The following is an 18,222-nucleotide window of genomic DNA, read 5'->3' on the forward strand; positions in this document are numbered from 1 at the left end:
AGTAGCACTCAGGGAGCCGCGGGCAGCGGCCAATTATTTTTGCTATCCAGATAGTTAGTTTTGTTACACTGCGCGCCGAATTAGGATCGAGCCAAGGATGGTGGATATGGATTTCGCGCGCATCAAATATGGGCCTCGCGCCCGCCACGCTCAGCAAGGGTTCACGCTGATCGAGATCATGGTGGTGGTGGTCATCCTCGGCATTCTGGCGGCGATTGTCGTGCCTAAAGTGCTGGACCGTCCGGACCAGGCCAGGGCGATTGCGGCCAAGCAGGACGTCGCCGGCCTGATGCAGGCGCTCAAGCTTTATCGCCTCGACCACGGCACCTATCCCAACATGAACCAGGGCCTCAAGGTACTGGTCGAGCGCCCGGCAGATGCAAAAAATACCAACTGGCGTTCTTACCTGGAGCGCCTGCCCAACGACCCCTGGGGCCGTCCTTACCATTACTTGAATCCCGGCGCGAACGGCGAAGTCGACATCTTCTCCCTCGGTGCCGACGGACAGCCTGATGGCGACGGTGTGAATGCCGATATCGGATCCTGGCAGCTCTAAGCGCGGCCATGAAATCACACTCGCCCACCGGGGCGAAACAGCGCGGCATGGCGATTATCAGCGCGATGCTGATCGCGGCGGTGGTCGCTGTGTTCGCCGCCGGCATGCTCACCCGCCAGAGCGTTTTTACCCGTTCGCTTGAGGCCGAGCAGGCGCGAGTGCAGGGCAGTGCATCACTGCTGGGCGGCCTGGAAGTCAGCCGGCGATTGCTCCGGGACGCCCGTGAGCAGGATGTGCTGACGCGGCTTGACCAGCCATGGGCCCGGCCGATCAACACCGCTCAGGACGGCGAATTCGAAGGCCGCCTTGAGGACCTGCAAGGCAAGTTCAACCTGCGCAATTTAATCGCCCAAGAGTCTGTTGATCTCGGGCAGATGCGCAGCTTTGAGCGGTTGTGCGAGATGATCGGTGTCGAGGCCCGCCTGGCGCAGCGCATCAGCCAACGCGTGATTGCAGCCTACCCACATAGGCCGGTTGCCTCAACAGTGGGGCAGCCACCCCCTCCATTACCCGCCACCCAGCCGATGCTGCGCAGTCTTGATCAATTACGCGGTATCGAAGGCCTCAATGAGCGGGTCCTGGCGCGGCTCGAGCGTTACGTCAGCATTCTTCCGGTCAACACCTGGGTCAATGGCAATACGGCCAGCGCTGAGGTGCTGGCCGCGGTGGTGCCGGGTTTGTCCTGGGCGCAGGCCAAGGCGTTGGTCGCCGAGCGCGATCGCGGCCAGTGGTTTATCAACCGCGGCGACTTCGTTAACCGTGCGCGATTGCCCAACTTGAACGTGGATCACCTCAACGTTGGGATCACCAGTGAGTGGTTCCTGCTCCAGGGGCAGGCCCGCCGCAATCAGCGCCGTGTGCACCTGGCTGCGCTGCTGCATCGTCCGGAAGACGCAATGCCCAGGGTGATCTGGTCGAGGCTGGGCGTATGACGCGCCTGCGCCTTGCCTTGCCGCCGCTGGAGTCCTTGACGTCGGACACCGAGCTTGAGTTCGCGCAACTGGACTGCAAGGGGCACGTCAGCCATACCGGCATCAGCACCCTTGGCCAGCTGGGACAACGGGTCAAGTCTCAGGCCGTCGAGTGTTTCCTTCACCCCATGGACACGGTACTTACTCGCATCGAGCTACCGCCGCTGTCAGCGTCCCGTATCGATGCGGCCGTTACCTGCGCTGCGCAGGCGTTGATCCTGGGGCCCAGCGAGCAGATGCATGTGGCGCACAGCGCTCGCGATACCGATGGACAGGTGCACCTGAGCTGGCTGCCCAAGGCTGTACTGGATCGCCTCGGTCAGTTGCTTGGCCTGCACGGATTGAAGCTGGGCGGCCTGTATCCGGCGCCTTACCGCTTAGCCGTGCCAGCGGCCGGGCAGGTCAATGGGTGTGTGGTAGAGGGCCAGTTGCTGCTGCGTTTCAGCCTCGCCCATGGGGCGGTGGAACCGTTGGTTGAGGACCGTCTGGAAGCGCTCGCCGCCAGCGGCGAAAGTGTGCTGTGGCCCGTGGACCACCAGCGCTGGAACGGCGCTGCCCCTGGCTGGGGATTGCACGCCGGGGTCGGCCGGCGCACTGCACCGGCGGCCGGTTGGGGGCGGGCGTTGGGCTGTTGTGCGTTGGCCGTGGGTGTCTGGGTGGCCGGGCTCAACCTTTACGCCGCCCGCGAAGTTGCGCAAGGGCAGCAGCTCAAGCAGCAGATGAGCCAGCGCGTGAAGCACGCATTTCCCGAGCTGCCGGTGATTCTCAACCCTCTGCAACAGGCCCGCCAGCAGTTGGCGATCCGGCAAGGGGGCGGGCCCGCGCAGCTCAATCACGACTTTGCTTACTTGGTGCAGCAAGCCGCCATGGCGCTGCCGTTCATGGCCGGCAGCGTCCAGCAGTTGACCTTCAGCGAGCGCCAGTTGCAGCTGCAGATGACCGCCGAAGCCACTCTCGCTGCCGACGGCGCTGTACAGGCTGCGCTGAGCCAGGCGGGACTTTCCGCCCACCGCAACGAGCGCATCTGGACGCTGAGTGCGATGGCCGAACCCGTGTCGGGAGAGGGTGATTCCAGCGTGGAAAACGACGATGAATAATCCGCGGCTGATGGCCTTCAAAGGGCGCTGGAAAGCGCTGGCCCCGCGGGAAAAAACCATGCTCAGCGGCGCGGCGGTGTTTCTTGCCAGCCTGTTGGTCTGGCTGTCGCTGATCCAGCCAGCGCTTAAGAACATTGACTATTGGCAAGCCGAAACCCCGAAGCTGCGCGCCCAGAGCCAGGCACTGGCGCTGTTGCTTCGCGAGGTCACCACGCCTGTCGGGCTGGACCTTGAGCACTCATTGCGGCAATCCCTCGACGCCGCCGGACTGGCGGGACACTACCGGTTGCAGGCCCAGGATCTGTCCTGGCAACTGACAATGGACGCGGCCCCCGCCGATGCGGTGCTCGGCTGGTTATTGAGTGACCCCAGGCAATTTTCGCTGGACGTGGTGGAGGCCCGTTTGCAACGCGCCAGCGAGGCCTCGGCCGACAACACGGCAGGCACTCTCACAGGAACCGTCCGTATGGATCGGATGCACGGCGCTAAGGAAGCATCATGAAGTGGTCAGGTTCCCATTATGTACGCACGGCTGCGCCGTTTCTGTTGCTCGCACTGAGTGCGTGCAGCGCGCAGCCTACGGCGGATTTACCCCAGGACAGTGAGCTCGGCCTGCCCCTGGCCACCACCCAGCGCAGCGGCGACGCACTGGTAGACCGGCAGCGTGCGCAAGTGCAAATCGAACGGCAGTCGCGGCCCTTGCACAAGGTTACCAATCCCGGACGTGGCGGCGGTGCCGGTCACAGCGGCGTGGCGCCGAGCAAACCCTTGGGCGATCAACCGGTCACGCTGAATTTCGTCGAGGCCGACATTCAAGCCGTGGTGCGGGCGTTGTCCCGTGCGACGGGGCAGCAGTTCCTGGTCGACCCGCGTGTCAAGGGCTCCCTCACGCTGGTTTCCGAAGGGCAGGTGCCGGCGCATCAGGCCTACGACATGCTGCTGGCGGCATTGCGCATGCAGGGCTTCAGCGTGGTGGATGTGGGAGGTATCGCGCACGTGGTGCCCGAGGCCGATGCCAAGCTGCTCGGCGGGCCGATCTACAGTACCGACAAGCCGGGCGGCAGCGGCATGCTCACGCGCACCTTCCGCCTGCAATACGAAAACGCGGTGAATCTGATCCCGGTGCTGCGCCCGATCGTTTCGCCGAACAACCCGATCAACGCCTATCCGGGCAACAACACCATCGTTGTCACCGACTACGCCGAGAACCTGGCGCGGGTGGCGCAGCTTATCGACGGTATCGATACCCCGAGCGCCATCGACACCGACGTGGTGCAGGTTCAAAACGGGATCGCCGTGGATATCGCCGAGATGGTCTCGCAACTGCTGGAGCAGCCGGGCAGCGATCCGACGCAGAAAATCACGGTGGTGGGCGACCCGCGCTCCAACGCGATCGTGATTCGTGCCGGCAGCCCGGAGCGGACCGAGTTGGCGCGTAACCTGATCTACAAGCTGGATAACGCCCAAGCCAACCCAAGCAATTTGCACGTGGTGTACCTGCGCAACGCCCAGGCCGCGAAACTGGCGCAGTCGTTACGCGGTTTGCTGACCGGTGAAAGCGACAGCGGTGGCGGTGACAATGCGCGGTCGGCCCTCAGCACAATGGGTGCCAATATCTCCGGCAGCCAGACCGGGCAGGGCAGTGGCCAAGGCAGTACCACCAGCGCCAATGAGTCGGCGCAGACGACCGGCAGCTCGAGCAGCCAGCCCGGCGGGCAAACGAGTGAGCAAAACGTCGCCTTCACCGCCGGTGGCGTGACCCTCCAGGCCGACTCGACCACCAACACCTTGCTGATTTCTGCCCCGGAGCCGCTGTACCGCAACCTGCGTGAAGTCATCGACATGCTCGACCAGCGCCGCGCCCAAGTGGTGATTGAAAGCCTTATCGTTGAAGTCGGCGAGGACGATGCCAATGAGTTCGGCGTGCAGTGGCAGAGCGGCGACCTGGCCGGCAAAGGCGTGATCGGCGGGACTAACCTGGGTGGTGCGGGGTTCAACCTGAATGGCAAGACCAGCGTTGATGTGCTGCCTGGCGGGCTCAGCCTCGGCTTCATCAACGGTACTGTGGATGTGCCCGGCATTGGCAAGGTCATGGACCTCAAGGTGTTGGCCCGCGCGCTTAAAAGCAAAGGCGGCAGCAACGTCCTGTCGACGCCGAACCTGCTGACCCTGGATAACGAGGCGGCCAGTATTTTTGTGGGCCAGACTATTCCGTTTGTCAGTGGCAGCTACGTGACCGGTGGCGGCGGTACCAGCAATAATCCGTTCCAGACGGTCACCCGTGAGGAGGTCGGCTTGAAGCTGAATGTGCGCCCACAAATCTCTGAGGGTGGCACGGTCAAACTCGATATCTACCAGGAAGTCAGCAGCATCGATGAGCGCGCGTCCAGCAGCGCCGCGTCGGCCGGCATCGTCACCAACAAGCGCGCGATCGACACCAGTATTTTGCTCGACGACGGGCAGATCATGGTCCTCGGTGGCCTGCTCCAGGACGGTTACAGCCAGAGCAATGAAGCCGTGCCGTGGCTGTCGAGCATTCCGGGGCTGGGTGTGCTGTTTCGCAATGAGCGCCGGGCGGTCACCAAGACCAACCTGATGGTGTTCCTGCGCCCGTATATCATCCGCGACAGTGGTGCCGGACGCGCGATCACCCTGAACCGCTATGACTACATGCGCCGTGCCCAGGGCCATTCCCAGCCGGAACACAGCTGGGCGATGCCGGATGTGCAGGCGCCGCAGTTGCCGGTGGTGGAGAAGGGGATTCCGGGCGGGCAGCAGCAGGGGCCGAGGGCGGTGATTCGGGCGGTGCCTGTAGGTGCACGACCGTGAGCCTGTTGTACGCAGGACCAAATGTGGGAGGGGCGATGTATTCCTGCGGGAGAGGGGTATGAGTCTGTTGCCCTACGCCTGGGCCAAATCCCAACGCATCATCCTGCGCCCCGGCGCCGACGGCATGCTGCTCACCGTCTGTCCCTCCACCCCCGGTTGGTCCATCAGCGAAGTACGGCGCCAGTTCGGCCAGGCCCACCTCGAGCAGGTACGCGACGACGAACTCGACGGCCTCCTCGCCAGTGCTTATGCCGATACGGGCAGCGCCGCCGCTGTGGTGGGTGCGGCGGAAAACGAGGTCGACCTCGACCGCCTGATGCAGGACATGCCCGAGATCACCGACCTGCTCGACACCCAGGACGGCGCGCCGGTGATCCGTATGATCAACGCCTTGCTCACCCAGGCCGCGCGGGACGAGGCCAGTGATATCCATATCGAGCCCTATGAAACCCACTCCGTGGTGCGCTACCGCGTCGACGGCACGTTGCGGGATGTGGTGTCGCCGCGCAAGGCGCTGCATGGCGCGCTGGTGTCGCGGATCAAGATCATGGCCCAACTGGATATCGCCGAAAAACGCCTGCCCCAGGATGGCCGTATCGCCCTGCGCGTGGCCGGGCGGCCGATTGATATTCGTGTGTCGACCGTGCCCACCGCGCATGGCGAACGGGTGGTGATGCGCTTGCTCGACAAGCAGGCCGGGCGGCTGCAACTGGAGACCCTGGGCATGGAGCCGCAGCTGCTGGCGCGCCTCGACACCTTGATCCGCCAGCCCCATGGCATCGTGCTGGTCACCGGGCCTACGGGCAGCGGCAAGACCACCAGCCTGTACGCCGCCCTGGCGCGGCTGGATGCGAGTACCAGCAATATCCTCACCGTGGAAGACCCGGTGGAATACGACCTGCCGGGCATCAGCCAGATCCAGGTCAATGCCAAGATCGACATGACCTTCGGCCTGGCCCTGCGGGCGATCCTGCGCCAGGACCCGGACATCATCATGATCGGTGAAATCCGCGACCTGGAGACCGCGCAAATCGCGGTGCAGGCCTCGCTCACCGGGCATTTGGTACTCGCTACGTTGCACACCAACGACGCGGTATCCGCCGTCAACCGCCTGCTGGACATGGGCGTCGAGCCGTTTTTGCTGGCGTCTTCAATGCTTGGGGTTCTGGCGCAACGCCTCGTGCGTCGTCTCTGCCCGCAATGCAAGGAAGAAGACCCGGCCAGCCCGGGCACCTGGCGTCCACTGGGGTGTTTGGCGTGTAACCACACCGGCTATAGCGGTCGCACCGGCATTCATGAACTGTTCTGCATTGACGACGCGATTCGCGCGCTGATTCACCAGGGCGCCGGTGAGCAGGCGCTCAGGGCCGCAGCTCGCAGCGCCGGTATGTGCAGCATGCGTGAGGATGGCGAACGCTGGGTCAACAGCGGCGTGACGGCACCCGAAGAAGTGCTCCGCGTGACACGGGACGCCTGATGAATCGCTACCGTTTCGAAGCCGCCGACGCCATGGGCAAGATCGAGAGCGGACACCTGGAAGCCGACAGTCAGCGCGAGGCGTTCGGGACTCTGCGACGGCGTGGCTTGACGGCCTTGTCGGTGCACCTTGAGCAAAATACGGCCTCGGGGGCTGGCGCGGGCCTGTTCAGCGCCAAGCTGTCGGACAACGACCTGGCCTGGGCCACGCGGCAACTGGCGAGCCTGCTCAGCGCCAGCCTGCCACTGGAGGCCGCGTTGAGTGCCACGGTGGAACAAGCCGAGCGCAAACACATCGTCCAGGCCCTGAGTGCGGTGCGTGCCGATGTACGCAGCGGCATGCGCCTGGCGGATGCCTTGGCCGCGCGGCCACGGGACTTTCCGGAGATCTACCGCGCGCTGATTGCGGCGGGAGAGGAGTCCGGCGACCTCGCCCAGGTGATGGAGCGGTTGGCCGACTACATCGAAGAACGCAATAACCTGCGCAGTAAAATCCTCACCGCGTTTATCTATCCTGGAGTGGTAGGGCTGGTCTCGATCGCCATCGTGATCTTCCTGCTCAGCTACGTGGTGCCCCAGGTGGTCAGTGCGTTTTCCCAGGCGCGCCAGGACTTGCCCGGGCTGACATTGGCGATGCTCAATGCCAGTGATTTCATTCGCGGTTGGGGTTGGCTGTGCCTCAGTGCTTTGATCGCGGGTTTCTGGGGCTGGCGTGTGTACCTGCGCAACCCGCTGGCGCGTCTGGGTTGGCATCGTCGCGTGTTGCGCCTGCCGCTGATCGGGCGTTTTGTACTCGGGCTCAATACCGCACGGTTTGCCTCGACCCTGGCGATTCTCGGCGGCGCCGGGGTGCCGCTGTTGCGTGCACTGGAAGCGGCACGCCAGACCTTGTCCAACGACTGCCTGAGCCAGTGCGTCAACGACGCCACTGCCAAGGTGCGCGAAGGCGTCAGCCTGGCCACGGCGCTGGCGGCGGAAAAAGTATTTCCGCCCCTGCTGATCCACCTGATAGCCAGCGGCGAAAAGACCGGCTCGCTGCCGCCTATGCTCGATCGCGCCGCGCAGACACTGTCCCGCGATATCGAGCGCCGGGCGATGGGCATGACCGCACTGCTGGAGCCACTGATGATCGTGGTGATGGGCGCGGTGGTGCTGGTGATCGTGATGGCGGTGCTGTTGCCGATCATCGAGATCAACCAACTGGTGCAATAGCTGCACAAAAAAGCCCTCGTCACCGAGGGCTTTTCATTTCACAGATGACAGTGCTGCTTAGAGCTTACCGGCGCCGGCCTTGGCCTTGACGTCGGCGGCGACCTTATCGGCAGCCAGCGGAGTGTAGCTGTACGGTGGGGTCCAGCCGATGCTCGAACTCCACGAGCAGCTCAATGCGCTGCCGTTGAGGGTCGAGCCGGTGTCGCGGTAGACGCTGCCACCGTAGTCGCCGGCGATCTTGTCGCAACCGCTGATACCGGCGATTTCGAAGGCGTTACGCTCGGAGAAGATCTTCGAGTTCTTGCCCACACCGTGAGCGTACGAGAACGGGTACACCTTATGGCTGGTGCTGCCCACATGGTAGTTGTTGTACAGATGCACCTGGCCGAAACGCACGCGCGGCGCACGGGCAGAGATATTCTCAAACAGGCTGTTGTGGATGGTGACCTTGAGCTTGCCGTCATCGGTGGTGCGGCTGTCGCTGGAACCGATCAGGTTGTTCTTCTCGTGCGACTTGAACGCCGAGTACGAGATGGTCACGTAGTTGGCGCCGTTTTTAACATCCAGCGCGCCGTCGTGATGCTGCTTCGGACGGCCGTTGGCACTGCCGTTCTGGTCATCGGTACGGCGGCCATCGGTGAAGGTCACGTGATCGACCCACACGTTATTGGCGCCCTCGATGGTCAGGCCATCGTATTCCGAGTTCCAGTTGCCGGCGCTGCCGTCCGTGGGGTCCCACTTCGGCTCGGGATCCCAAGGGTTTTCGATGGTGATGTTGCGGATGATGACGTCGTTTTCCTTGGCATAGAAGAAACCCTCACGGATCTCGGCATTGCTGGTGGTACCGACGATGGTGGTTTTGCCAGGAATATCCAGGCGACCGCGTACCTTCATATCAGCAGTCGTCGTATAAGCCTTGCCTTCGCTGATATCGATGATGCCGGTGATTTTGATGATGCGACCATTGGTGCCCACCGACGCGCTCAGTGCGGTTTTCAGCTCAGCCGCGTTTTTTGCCGTGTAGATATTATTCGCCGCAGCTCGCGAGCCGCCCTTGGTGCCGCCGTTTTGAGTGGCCCAACCGGTGGTGGCCGAATCCAGCCAGATGTCCGCGGCATGCGCAGGAACGCTGGAAAACAGCAGGGCACCGATAACGGCACTGGCCAGTTTTGAGGCAGTGAAGGTTGAGGGGGTTGTCATGAGTAATCAGATCCTTGATTAACTTGAGTGTTTAAACGCGCACAGGCATGCGCGTTTCTCGAGCGGACGTCCTTGCCACTGGTGCAGCGAATCGAACGTCCGCTGCATGAGAAATCCTATCATATGGAATTGCGTTGTCGTACAACTGATTTCGAGGTTAATGAGTAAAAAGTTTTATTGACTAAAATAAAATATCGGATAATTATTCCTGTGCATCTGCTCCCACGCAGAGTCATTTTCAGGGTTATCCCGATGAGTGTTAAAACCCCGTCTGTACTGGCGACTCTTTACGTCGAGGCCAATGAGTCGTGCTTTGCAACCCCCGTGGCACCTGCGCTGATGCAGGGCTTCCCGGCCGAGCCGAAACACCGGGTAACGTGGCACAACTGGATGCGCGCGCCCTTCAGCCAGTGGGGGTTCCGTCATCTGGCGCGGCTGCGTCCCACGATTGATGTGGCGGCGGGTTCAAGGCCTGCCGGTCAGCTCAAGGAAGCGCCCACAGCGCTGGACCAACTGTGTTTCGACAGCGAATGCGGGCTCAGCATCAGCGTGATCGAACACCTTGTGGCCAGCCAGACCGACGCTTTTTTAGTGATGCAGGGCGACACGGTGTTGTTCGAGCGCTACTTCAACGGCCAGCGCGCGGATGACCGGCACATCATGTTCTCGGTGACCAAGTCGCTGATCGGCACCCTCGGCGAACAACTGGTTTCCAACGGCCTGCTCAAGCCCGAGCTGTCTGCCGCGTACTACGTGCCTGAGCTGGTGGGCAGTGCGTTTGGCGATGCCACCGTGCGCCAGTTGTTCGATATGGCCGTGGGCATCGACTACAACGAGGTGTATGACGATCCCGCCTCCGAGAGTTCGCAGTACGGTTATGCCTGCGGTTTCCAGCCGGCACCGGCGCCATACGCCCAGTTTGAATCGCTGTACCAATACCTGCCGTCACTGAAAAAACGTGGCGCACACGGCGGCTTTTTCCATTACGTGACCGCCACCACCGAAGTCCTGGCATGGGTCATGGAACGGGCCTCGGGCCAGGCGTGCAGTCAGATGCTGGAACAGATCTGGGGGCGCTTGGGCTGCGAGCGCGACGGTTATTTCATGGCCGATCCCTGGGGCCGTAACGTTGCCGGGGCGGGCTTCAGTGCCACCTTGAGAGACATGGCGCGCTTCGGTCGCCTGCTCGCCAACGACGGTCGCCAGGACGGGGTCGAGCTGTTGTCGCCCGAGACCGTAGCGCGTATCGCCGCCGGTTCTGATCCGGCGATCTACGCGCAAAATGCCGAGTTCTCCAGCTGGACGCCGGGTGCGTCCTATCGCAGCCAGTGGTACGTGTTCAACGACCACAGCCAAGCCCTGATGGCCGGAGGGATCCACGGCCAATACCTGTTCATCGACAAGCCGTCCGGCGTGGTGATCGTCAAGCAATCGTCACTCACCGATGCGGTCAGCCCGTTCGATACCGACAGCGTGCGCATGCTGCGCGCGATCGCCGCCCACCTGAGTCGCTGATCCACGCCAAACAATAAGAGTCTTGCGTTCTATTCACCTGGCTTGCCCAGGTGTTGGCGGCGCCCTGCGTCGCCATTGACTGCCCTGTAACAACAATAATTCCACAGGAGCTTCTTATGGTTTTCACCAAGCGTTTCTCTCGAGCGCTGTTAGCGCTCGGCTTACCCTTGACCACCCACGTCGCGTTGGCGGGCTACACCTTTGAGGACGGCGATCTCAAGGGTGAAGTCAATCTTACCGTGGGCGGGGCGACGCTGTTTACCCGTGGCGTCAACTTCGGCAGCGGCCAGGTCGATGCACGCAGCGGCAAGAACGGCGGCGCCCGCATCAACTGGCAAGAGGTCTACGTAAAGCCGGGGGTCAAGCTCGAGTATGCGTTGCAACCGGATTTCAGCCTGCTGGCCGGCGGTTCCCTGGTGGCGGCGAGCACCTTCGGCGATGGCGATGCGGGAGGCTTCACCCGCAGCTCCGACGGCAAGGTCGCAGCCGAAGAACTCTACGGCGGTTTTCGCGCCGGCGAGTGGAAGTTCACCGCCGGCCGCCAGAACTACATGATCGGTACGGGGTTCATCGTCATGGACGGTAACCTCGACCAGTACAAAGACGGCGCCTACTGGCTCGGCCCGCGAACCGCCTTCAAGGATTCAGCGATCCTGGCCTGGGACCATGGCGCGCTGAAGTCCCAGGTATTCACCCTGCGCACCGATGATGACCTGGGCGATTTCCGCATGACCGGCGTCAACCTCGACTACAACCTCGATGACCAGGTGACGCTCGGTGCCATGGCCATGAAGGTCAATGCCCTTGGCCCCAAAGGCAGCACGCTGCCGCGCCGTCGGGACGGGATGCAGGTGTACAACGTCAGGGCGCTCAACGCCAAGGTGCCCGGCGTCCAGGCGCTGACCCTGAATGCCGAGTACGCGCTGGAGCGCGGCAGCGGCGAGGGTGTCGACTACGATGCCAACGCCTGGTACGCCCAGGCCGACTACGCCTTCAGCACCGTGCCGCTGACACCGATCCTCGGCTATCGCTACGCGAGCTTTTCCGGCGACGACAACCTCACCGACAACCGCCAGAAAGCCTGGGATTCACTGAGCAAGGGCTTCGTTGACTGGAGCACCTGGCTGGTCGGGGATGTGGTCGGCAACTACCTGCTGTTCAACAGCAACGAAAACGTCCAGCAGTTCTCCCTCAAGACCCACCTCAACGACACCCTGACCCTCGGCGCGATTCACTACCAGTTCTGGCTGGACGAGAAAAACTACATGGGCGCGCCGGTCAGCGATCGGCGCTTTGCTGACGAAAGTGTGGTTTTCCTCGACTGGACGCCCACGCCGTCGTTCTATACGTCGCTGTCCTACAACTGGGTCAAGCCGCTGGCCGCCGCCAAACAGGTGTTCGGTAACGACCAGATGTTCAGTGCGCTGGAACTGTATTTCACCTACCGCTATTAAGTGCTGCGAGCCATCGCGGCCGCGCTGGAGTGTGTTGATCATGAACAAGTTTTTGCGCAATACCTTGCTGGGCACTGTCGCCTCGTTGTTCATCAGCGGTGTTTGCCTGGGCGAAGAACGCACCGTACGGATCTACAACTGGATCGAATACCTGCCACCCGAAGTGCTCAAGAGTTTCCAGGAGGAAACCGGCATTCGCCCGATTTACGATGTGTTCGACAGTGCCGAAACCATGGAGTCCAAGCTGCTGACGGGCAACTCAGGGTATGACGTGGTGTTTCCCGGCACCGCCAACCTGGGGCACCTGATCACGGCCGGGGCCGTGCAGCCGCTGGACCGCCAGCAGTTGCCGAACTGGCAGCACCTGGACCCGCAGTTCATGCAATCCCTGGAAGCCGTGGGTGACACCGGCAACCGCTACGCCGTGCCTTACCTATGGGGCACCACATTGATCGGCTACAACGTCGACAAGGTACGCAAGGCCCTGGGCCCCGACGTGCAGATGAACAGCTGGGACATCATCTTCAAGGAAGAAAACCTCGCCAAGCTCGCCAGTTGTGGCGTGGGTTTCCTCGACGCCGGCAACGAGATCCTGCCGATTGCCCTGCACTACAAGGGCCTCGACCCCAATAGCCAGAAGCGTGAAGACTATGTGCAAGCCCAGGCCGTGATGATGAAGATTCGCCCTTACGTCACTTACTTCAACTCGTCGCGCTACGGCATGGACCTGGCCAACGGTGATATCTGTGTGGGCGTGGGCTGGTCCGGCGGTGTCGCATTGGCCACGCGACTGGCGGATGCCGCCGGCAAGGGCGTCAAGGTCGAGATGGCACTGCCCAAGGAAGGCGCGCCGATGTGGGCGGACGTGATGATGATCCCGGCCAAGGCACCCGATCTGGCGGAGGCCCATGCGTTCATCAATTACATCCTGCGCCCGGACGTGATTGCGCGCATCAGCAACAAGATCGGCTACCCCAACCCGAACAAGGACGCCACTGCGCTGGTGGACGCCAGCATCCGCAACGACCCCAACATGTATGTGCCGGAGGAAGCGCGCAAGACCCTGTTCGCCCTGGAACCGATTCCGGCCGCCGTGGAGCGCATCCGTACCCGCACCTGGACGGCCATCAAGAGCAACCGCTGATCAGTGTGGCCCGGTGCGTGCGCGCCGGGCCTGGAGCTTGCCATGACTGAACGGATGGACATTGCCCCCAACTTGCAGCGGGTGCTGACCCTGCGCGTCGCGATAGGGCCGGGTGTGACCCTGGGCGACAGCGTTGAAGGCCTGCGCTGCAACTACCCGATTATGGGCGGGGACTTCGATGGGGTCGGCATCAGCGGCCAGGTCCTGGCGGGCGGAGACGATTGTTTTGTTTTGCGCCCGGATGGCATCGGTCAACTGGATGCCCGCTACAGCCTGAGGACCGACGAAGGCGAGGTGATCAACATCCGTAACCGCGGCGTATTGACCATGACTGAGTACGGGCGCCAGCTGGAGCGCGACGGTCAATGGCCGATTCCTGAGACGGAGTACCGCTGCACCTGCACCCCGCTGTTTCAGGTGCCCAAGGGGCGGCTGGACTGGCTCACCCGTTCAAGTTTTATCGGCCTGGTGCATTACCCGGGCGCCGACCAGGTGGTGATTCGTTGCTATCGCTTTTACTGAGGCCCGGCCCTGGAAGCTGTCAGGCCTGCATGCCGTAGAACAGCAGCTCGGTGATGCGCCGTACCTGCGTCGAGTGCGCGTCGATATCCGGCTGTTCCTGGTTCACCAGCCTGAACAGTTGCAGGTGCGAATAGTCGTTCAACAGGAACGCGGCCAACTCCACATCGAGTTGCGGGCGCAGCTTGCCGGCCCGTTGCAGTTCCCGCAGCAGTTCGCTGATTTCCGCCCTGAGCGCATCGTTCATGGCGCGATAACCGGCCGGCAGTTCATTGCTGCCGCCGAACAGGATCAGCGGCAGCAGTTCACGCCACAGGCTGGGGTGCATGACTTCCAGGGCATAGCCGGTGAGCAGGCTTTCCAGGTGGCACAGCGCTTCGACCGGATCGTCCATTGTGTGGATCTCGCGGCGGGTGTCACTGATTGCGCGCTGATCGGCGTGATGCAGGATTTCCAGGATGATTTCCTGCTTGTTGCCGAAGTACTTGAACACCGTCGGCGGCGACACCCCGGCCTGGCTGGCGATCTGTTCGATGGTGGTGTTCTGGAAACCCTGGCGTTCAAACAGCTCGATCGCGGCCTGGCTGATAGCTTGCCGGCGTTCGGCTTTCTGACGTTCACGCAGTCCGCTCACAGGAGATCCTTGTCACGAGTAAAAAGAGGGGCGCTTATCGCCCCGGTATCCCTGCAAAATACTTAATTGGGTAAAGCTTTTAAAGCACTAATTGGCATTCAAGGGATTTGCCGCTGATGCTTCTTCAACCGGTAGGCAAATTGAGCGCGGCTGAGCCCCACAAGCCTGGCAGCGGCGGCCAGGTTGCCGGCGTTGCGTTGCAGGGCTTCGTTGAGCAGGCGCGATTCAAGGCCTTCGATGGAAAACCCTGGTTCCAGTTGGCCAAGGGTGTCGAACAGTGCCAGGCACGGCGGCGGTGCGCTGTTGGACAGGCTGCCGTGGTCGTCCAGGCCGTAGGGATCGGCCGGCATCGGTTCGTTGCGAAACAGGTGCACCAGGTCGATGGGTTGGCCTTCGTCACTGGCGATCAGGCCGCGTTCGATCAGGTTCTGCAGTTCGCGCACATTGCCCGCGAAGTCATAGCGCAGCAACACCTTCAGGGCGCGCATGGTCAGGCCCGCCGGCGTTCGCGCGTATTCCTGGCAGAAGCGCGTGAGGAACGCATTGATCAACAGCGGGATGTCGTCCCGGCGTTCGCGCAGCGGGGGCAGGGCGATGGGGTAGACATTCAGGCGGTAGAACAGGTCTTCACGAAAGCTGCCGTCAGCCACGGCTTTACGCAGGTCGATATTGGTGGCGGCCACCACGCGCACATCCACCTTGATCCCGCGCACCCCGCCGACCCGTTCGATTTCCCGTTCCTGCAAGGCCCGCAGCAACTTGCTTTGCCCGGCCAGGCTGAGGCTGGTGATCTCATCCAGAAACAGCGTGCCGCCCTGGGCCCGTTCGAAACGTCCAGGCCGCGAGTGCGTCGCGCCGGTATAGGCGCCGCGTTCGACACCGAACAGTTCGGCCTCGATCAGGTTGTCCGGAATCGCGGCGCAATTGAGCGCCACGAACGGGCTGTCCTGGCGGCGGCTGAGCTGGTGCAACTGGCGCGCAAACATCTCCTTGCCGACCCCGGACTCGCCGCTGATCAGCACGGTCGCGGGCGTCAATGCGACCCGTTGCAAAGCTTGCATCGCGGCGTTGAAGGCTGCGCTGGCGCCCACCAACGGTTGCGGCTGAGTGACTCCGCCATTGCTGCGCAGCGGGCTGGCGGGCGTGGGGGCAGCAGGGTCGGCGACGGCCTGGGACACATTCAGGTAACGCAGGTCCTGCTCGACGTCACCCCATTGCTCCGCGGTCTTGCCGATCACCCGGCAACAGCGGTGGCCCATGCCCCGGCATTCCACCTCGCGGAAAATCACCATTTGCCCGAACAGGCCACTGACAAAACCGATCGCATAGCCGGTTTCAGTCCAGCACACCGGGTCCTGGCCGATGCCGTAGGCACCCACGTGTTCATCGGCCTCGCAGGAGTGGTGCCAGAGGAACTCGCCTTCATAGAACCCCGAGTCGGCATCGAACTTGAAGTGCAGCGGTTCAACCTTGGTCATGCCTTCCAGGGTGTGCAGGTGGGTCCCGGCGCGAAACACGGCGGCGGCATCGGCCTGTGGCCAGCGCTCGCGGATCAACCGCGCGTCCCGCGCGCCGGAGACATAACCGGTGCGGGTGAACAGGCCACGCGCCTGCTCCAGCCCCAGGCGTTCGATGACCTCCGCGCGCAGGGCACCGAACGACGAACCGTGCAGCAACACCATGCGTTGATCGTTGAGCCAGATACGCCCGTCTTCGGGCGAGAAGAACAGGCAATCGGTCAGTTCCGCCGGGGTGGGCGAACTGCTCTCACTGAGTTGACGGCTGTCGCCGCGCGGATGGTAGGGCGCGCTGGCCACCCGGTCGTCGGGCAGCGCGCTGTGGGGATTAGTCATTGTTATGCCCCTGCAAAGCGAGTGATCGATATGAGTAACTGCTCAGATAGTTATTAAACATAACCTTATCAATTGAACAAGTGGCGGTGCCGCGGTTTTTGCAGCCGATGGGGCGGTGAGGCGTGGGCGCCCCGTGGCAGGCCTCGTCCCAGAGCCCTCGGTCCTTTATGTCTGCGTCGTTGGGTGCAAGCGGCACAGCCTTTGCTCAAGGCTTGATGCGGCGCTTGCACCCTGTGCAGGCGATGACAATTACAAGAACCGGGAGTTGCCATGTCAGTACCTGAAACCACCCACTTGCTACAGCGGGCCATTGCGTCCGAATGCCTGTTCAACGGCGACTGGATACCTGCCTCGGGGTCCGTGATCGCGGTGATCGAACCCGCCACCGGCGAACCCCTGATGCGCTGCGCCATGGCCAACCCGGCCGACATCGCCGTCGCCTGCCGCAGCGCGGCCCTGGCGCAGCCGGCCTGGGCAGCACTCGGCCCACGGGAGCGCGCCGAGGTGTTTCGCAAGGCGGCGGACCTGGCCCAGCAGTCCTTTGCCGAACTGGCGCTGTACGTCGCGCGGGAAACCGGCGGCGCGTTGTTCAAGGGCGAGCACGAAGTGCGCGAGGCGATTGTGCTGCTGCATCAGGCGGCGGGGCTGTTGTCCCAACCTCACGGGCTGGTGCTGCCCAGTGCGGCAGGTCGCCTGTCCTATGCCCGGCGTCAGCCCCACGGCGTGGTCGGGGTGATTTCACCGTTCAATTTTCCGCTGGTGCTGTCGCTGCGCTCGGTGGCCCCGGCCCTGGCGGCGGGCAATGCGGTGGTGCTCAAGCCCGACCCGCAGACCCCGGTCAGCGGTGGTTTTCTCATCGCCCGGCTGTTCGAGGAGGCGGGCTTGCCCAAGGGCCTGCTGCAGGTATTGCCCGGTGCCGCGCCGGCGGGTGAGGCGCTGTGCCGCGATCCGAATGTGCAGATGATTGCGTTCACCGGGTCGACGGCGGCGGGGCGCAAAGTCGCCGAAGTGGCCGGACGACACCTGAAAAAAGTCGCGCTGGAACTGGGCGGCAAGAACCCGCTGATCATTCTCGAAGACGCCGACCTCGACCTGGCCGCGAGCAATGCCGCCTGGGGCGCCTGGCTGCACCAGGGGCAAATCTGCATGGCCACCGGCTTGATTCTCGCCCATGAATCCATCGCCGAACGCCTCACGCGCAAGTTGGTGGACAAGGCCCGGGCGTTGACCGTGGGCAATGCCGCCCGCGGTGAAGCCGCGCTCGGCCCGTTGATCAACCAACGGCAATTGCAGCGCGTGCACGAGATCGTCAGCGACAGCCTGCAAGCGGGCGCACGGTTGGAGGCGGGTGGCGAATACGACCAATTGTTCTACCAGCCCACCGTGCTCAGCGGTGTGCGGCCAGGCATGCGCGCGTTTGAGGATGAAATCTTCGGGCCGGTGGCCACGGTGGTCAGTTTTGCCACCGACGAGGAGGCCATCGAGCTGGCCAACCGCACCGAGTACGGCCTCTCGGCCGCGATCATCTCGCCTTCGGTCGGGCGTGCCATGGCCATCGGCGAGCGGCTTGACTGCGGCCTGCTGCACATCAATGACCAGACCGTCGCCGACGAATGCATCAACCCCTTTGGTGGGCGCGGCGCTTCCGGTAATGGCGGCAGCGTAGGCGGGCCGGCCGACTGGGACGAGTACAGCCAGTGGCAGTGGGTCACGGTGAAGAACACTGCACCTGCCTATCCGTTTTGATCCACCTATGCCTATA

The 18,222-nt window shown here is 62.9% G+C and carries 15 protein-coding genes and 1 pseudogene; 13 read left to right on the forward strand and 3 right to left on the reverse strand.

Annotation, left to right across the window (positions count from 1 at the left end; all coding sequences use genetic code 11):
• Positions 1-106 precede the first annotated feature (106 nt).
• The 7 genes from gspG to gspF are packed head-to-tail and all read left to right on the forward strand — an operon-like array spanning position 107 to position 8,141.
• Positions 107-556, forward strand: coding sequence for a type II secretion system major pseudopilin GspG (gene gspG / locus J1N02_RS25360; RefSeq protein ID WP_027603442.1), 450 nt, complete (start codon positions 107-109; stop codon positions 554-556).
• Between the two features lie 8 nt (positions 557-564).
• Entirely contained in the window at positions 565-1,488 is a 924-nt protein-coding gene (gspK, locus tag J1N02_RS25365) for a type II secretion system minor pseudopilin GspK (protein ID WP_027603443.1), read from the forward strand.
• The gene (gspL, locus tag J1N02_RS25370; protein ID WP_421147949.1) at positions 1,485-2,624 is read left to right on the forward strand and encodes a type II secretion system protein GspL; all 1,140 of its coding nucleotides are present in this window, start codon (positions 1,485-1,487) and stop codon (positions 2,622-2,624) included. Before gspK ends, gspL begins: the two co-directional genes overlap by 4 nt.
• Positions 2,617-3,126: a type II secretion system protein GspM gene (gspM, locus tag J1N02_RS25375; protein WP_421147950.1), complete on the forward strand. Its 510-nt coding sequence runs from the start codon at positions 2,617-2,619 to the stop codon at positions 3,124-3,126. The genes gspL and gspM overlap by 8 nt, the downstream gene beginning before the upstream one ends.
• A complete protein-coding gene (gspD, locus tag J1N02_RS25380; protein WP_421147951.1) occupies positions 3,123-5,453 on the forward strand; it encodes a type II secretion system secretin GspD in 2,331 nt (776 codons plus the stop codon). Before gspM ends, gspD begins: the two co-directional genes overlap by 4 nt.
• Positions 5,454-5,511: 58 nt before the next feature.
• Entirely contained in the window at positions 5,512-6,930 is a 1,419-nt protein-coding gene (gspE, locus tag J1N02_RS25385) for a type II secretion system ATPase GspE (RefSeq protein ID WP_414887492.1), read from the forward strand.
• Complete coding sequence (gene gspF / locus J1N02_RS25390; protein ID WP_414887493.1) at positions 6,930-8,141, forward strand: type II secretion system inner membrane protein GspF; 1,212 nt, start codon at positions 6,930-6,932, stop codon at positions 8,139-8,141. Before gspE ends, gspF begins: the two co-directional genes overlap by 1 nt.
• 57 nt (positions 8,142-8,198) lie before the next feature.
• Here gspF and J1N02_RS25395 read toward each other — a convergent pair whose 3' ends face one another.
• Positions 8,199-9,341: a pectate lyase family protein gene (locus J1N02_RS25395; protein ID WP_065926271.1), complete on the reverse strand. Its 1,143-nt coding sequence runs from the start codon at positions 9,339-9,341 to the stop codon at positions 8,199-8,201.
• A gap of 390 nt (positions 9,342-9,731) precedes the next feature.
• Between J1N02_RS25395 and J1N02_RS25400 the strand changes: the two are divergent.
• The 5 genes and pseudogenes from J1N02_RS25400 to J1N02_RS25420 all read left to right on the forward strand — a co-directional run.
• Positions 9,732-10,778, forward strand: a pseudogene (locus J1N02_RS25400) (serine hydrolase domain-containing protein); the annotation flags it as partial.
• Positions 10,772-10,873 (forward strand): hypothetical protein, encoded by a 102-nt coding sequence (locus J1N02_RS25405; protein WP_368961871.1) that lies wholly within the window; start codon positions 10,772-10,774, stop codon positions 10,871-10,873. The pseudogene J1N02_RS25400 and the gene J1N02_RS25405, both read left to right, overlap by 7 nt.
• A 99-nt stretch (positions 10,874-10,972) precedes the next feature.
• Positions 10,973-12,310 carry an alginate export family protein gene (locus J1N02_RS25410; protein WP_027603451.1) on the forward strand — a complete coding sequence of 446 codons (1,338 nt, stop codon included), beginning with the start codon at positions 10,973-10,975 and terminating at the stop codon, positions 12,308-12,310.
• A gap of 40 nt (positions 12,311-12,350) precedes the next feature.
• Positions 12,351-13,454: a polyamine ABC transporter substrate-binding protein gene (locus tag J1N02_RS25415; RefSeq protein ID WP_092359693.1), complete on the forward strand. Its 1,104-nt coding sequence runs from the start codon at positions 12,351-12,353 to the stop codon at positions 13,452-13,454.
• A 42-nt stretch (positions 13,455-13,496) separates the two neighbouring features.
• Positions 13,497-13,976, forward strand: a complete 480-nt coding sequence (locus J1N02_RS25420) for a DUF3237 domain-containing protein (RefSeq protein ID WP_027603453.1) — start codon at positions 13,497-13,499, stop codon at positions 13,974-13,976.
• Positions 13,977-13,995: 19 nt separating this feature from the next.
• On the opposite strand, the gene J1N02_RS25425 is transcribed toward J1N02_RS25420, so the two are convergent.
• Both J1N02_RS25425 and J1N02_RS25430 read right to left on the reverse strand, forming a co-directional pair.
• Positions 13,996-14,607 (reverse strand): TetR/AcrR family transcriptional regulator, encoded by a 612-nt coding sequence (locus J1N02_RS25425; protein ID WP_027603454.1) that lies wholly within the window; start codon positions 14,605-14,607, stop codon positions 13,996-13,998.
• Between the two features lie 98 nt (positions 14,608-14,705).
• Positions 14,706-16,460 carry a sigma-54-dependent Fis family transcriptional regulator gene (locus tag J1N02_RS25430; RefSeq protein ID WP_092359690.1) on the reverse strand — a complete coding sequence of 585 codons (1,755 nt, stop codon included), beginning with the start codon at positions 16,458-16,460 and terminating at the stop codon, positions 14,706-14,708.
• 270 nt (positions 16,461-16,730) lie between these two features.
• Between J1N02_RS25430 and J1N02_RS25435 the strand changes: the two genes are divergently transcribed.
• Positions 16,731-18,206, forward strand: a complete 1,476-nt coding sequence (locus tag J1N02_RS25435) for a benzaldehyde dehydrogenase (protein ID WP_027603456.1) — start codon at positions 16,731-16,733, stop codon at positions 18,204-18,206.
• Positions 18,207-18,222 lie beyond the last annotated feature (16 nt).

This window comes from Pseudomonas sp. NFX5 (genome assembly GCF_049132125.1).
Lineage (GTDB): Bacteria > Pseudomonadota > Gammaproteobacteria > Pseudomonadales > Pseudomonadaceae > Aquipseudomonas > Aquipseudomonas marginalis.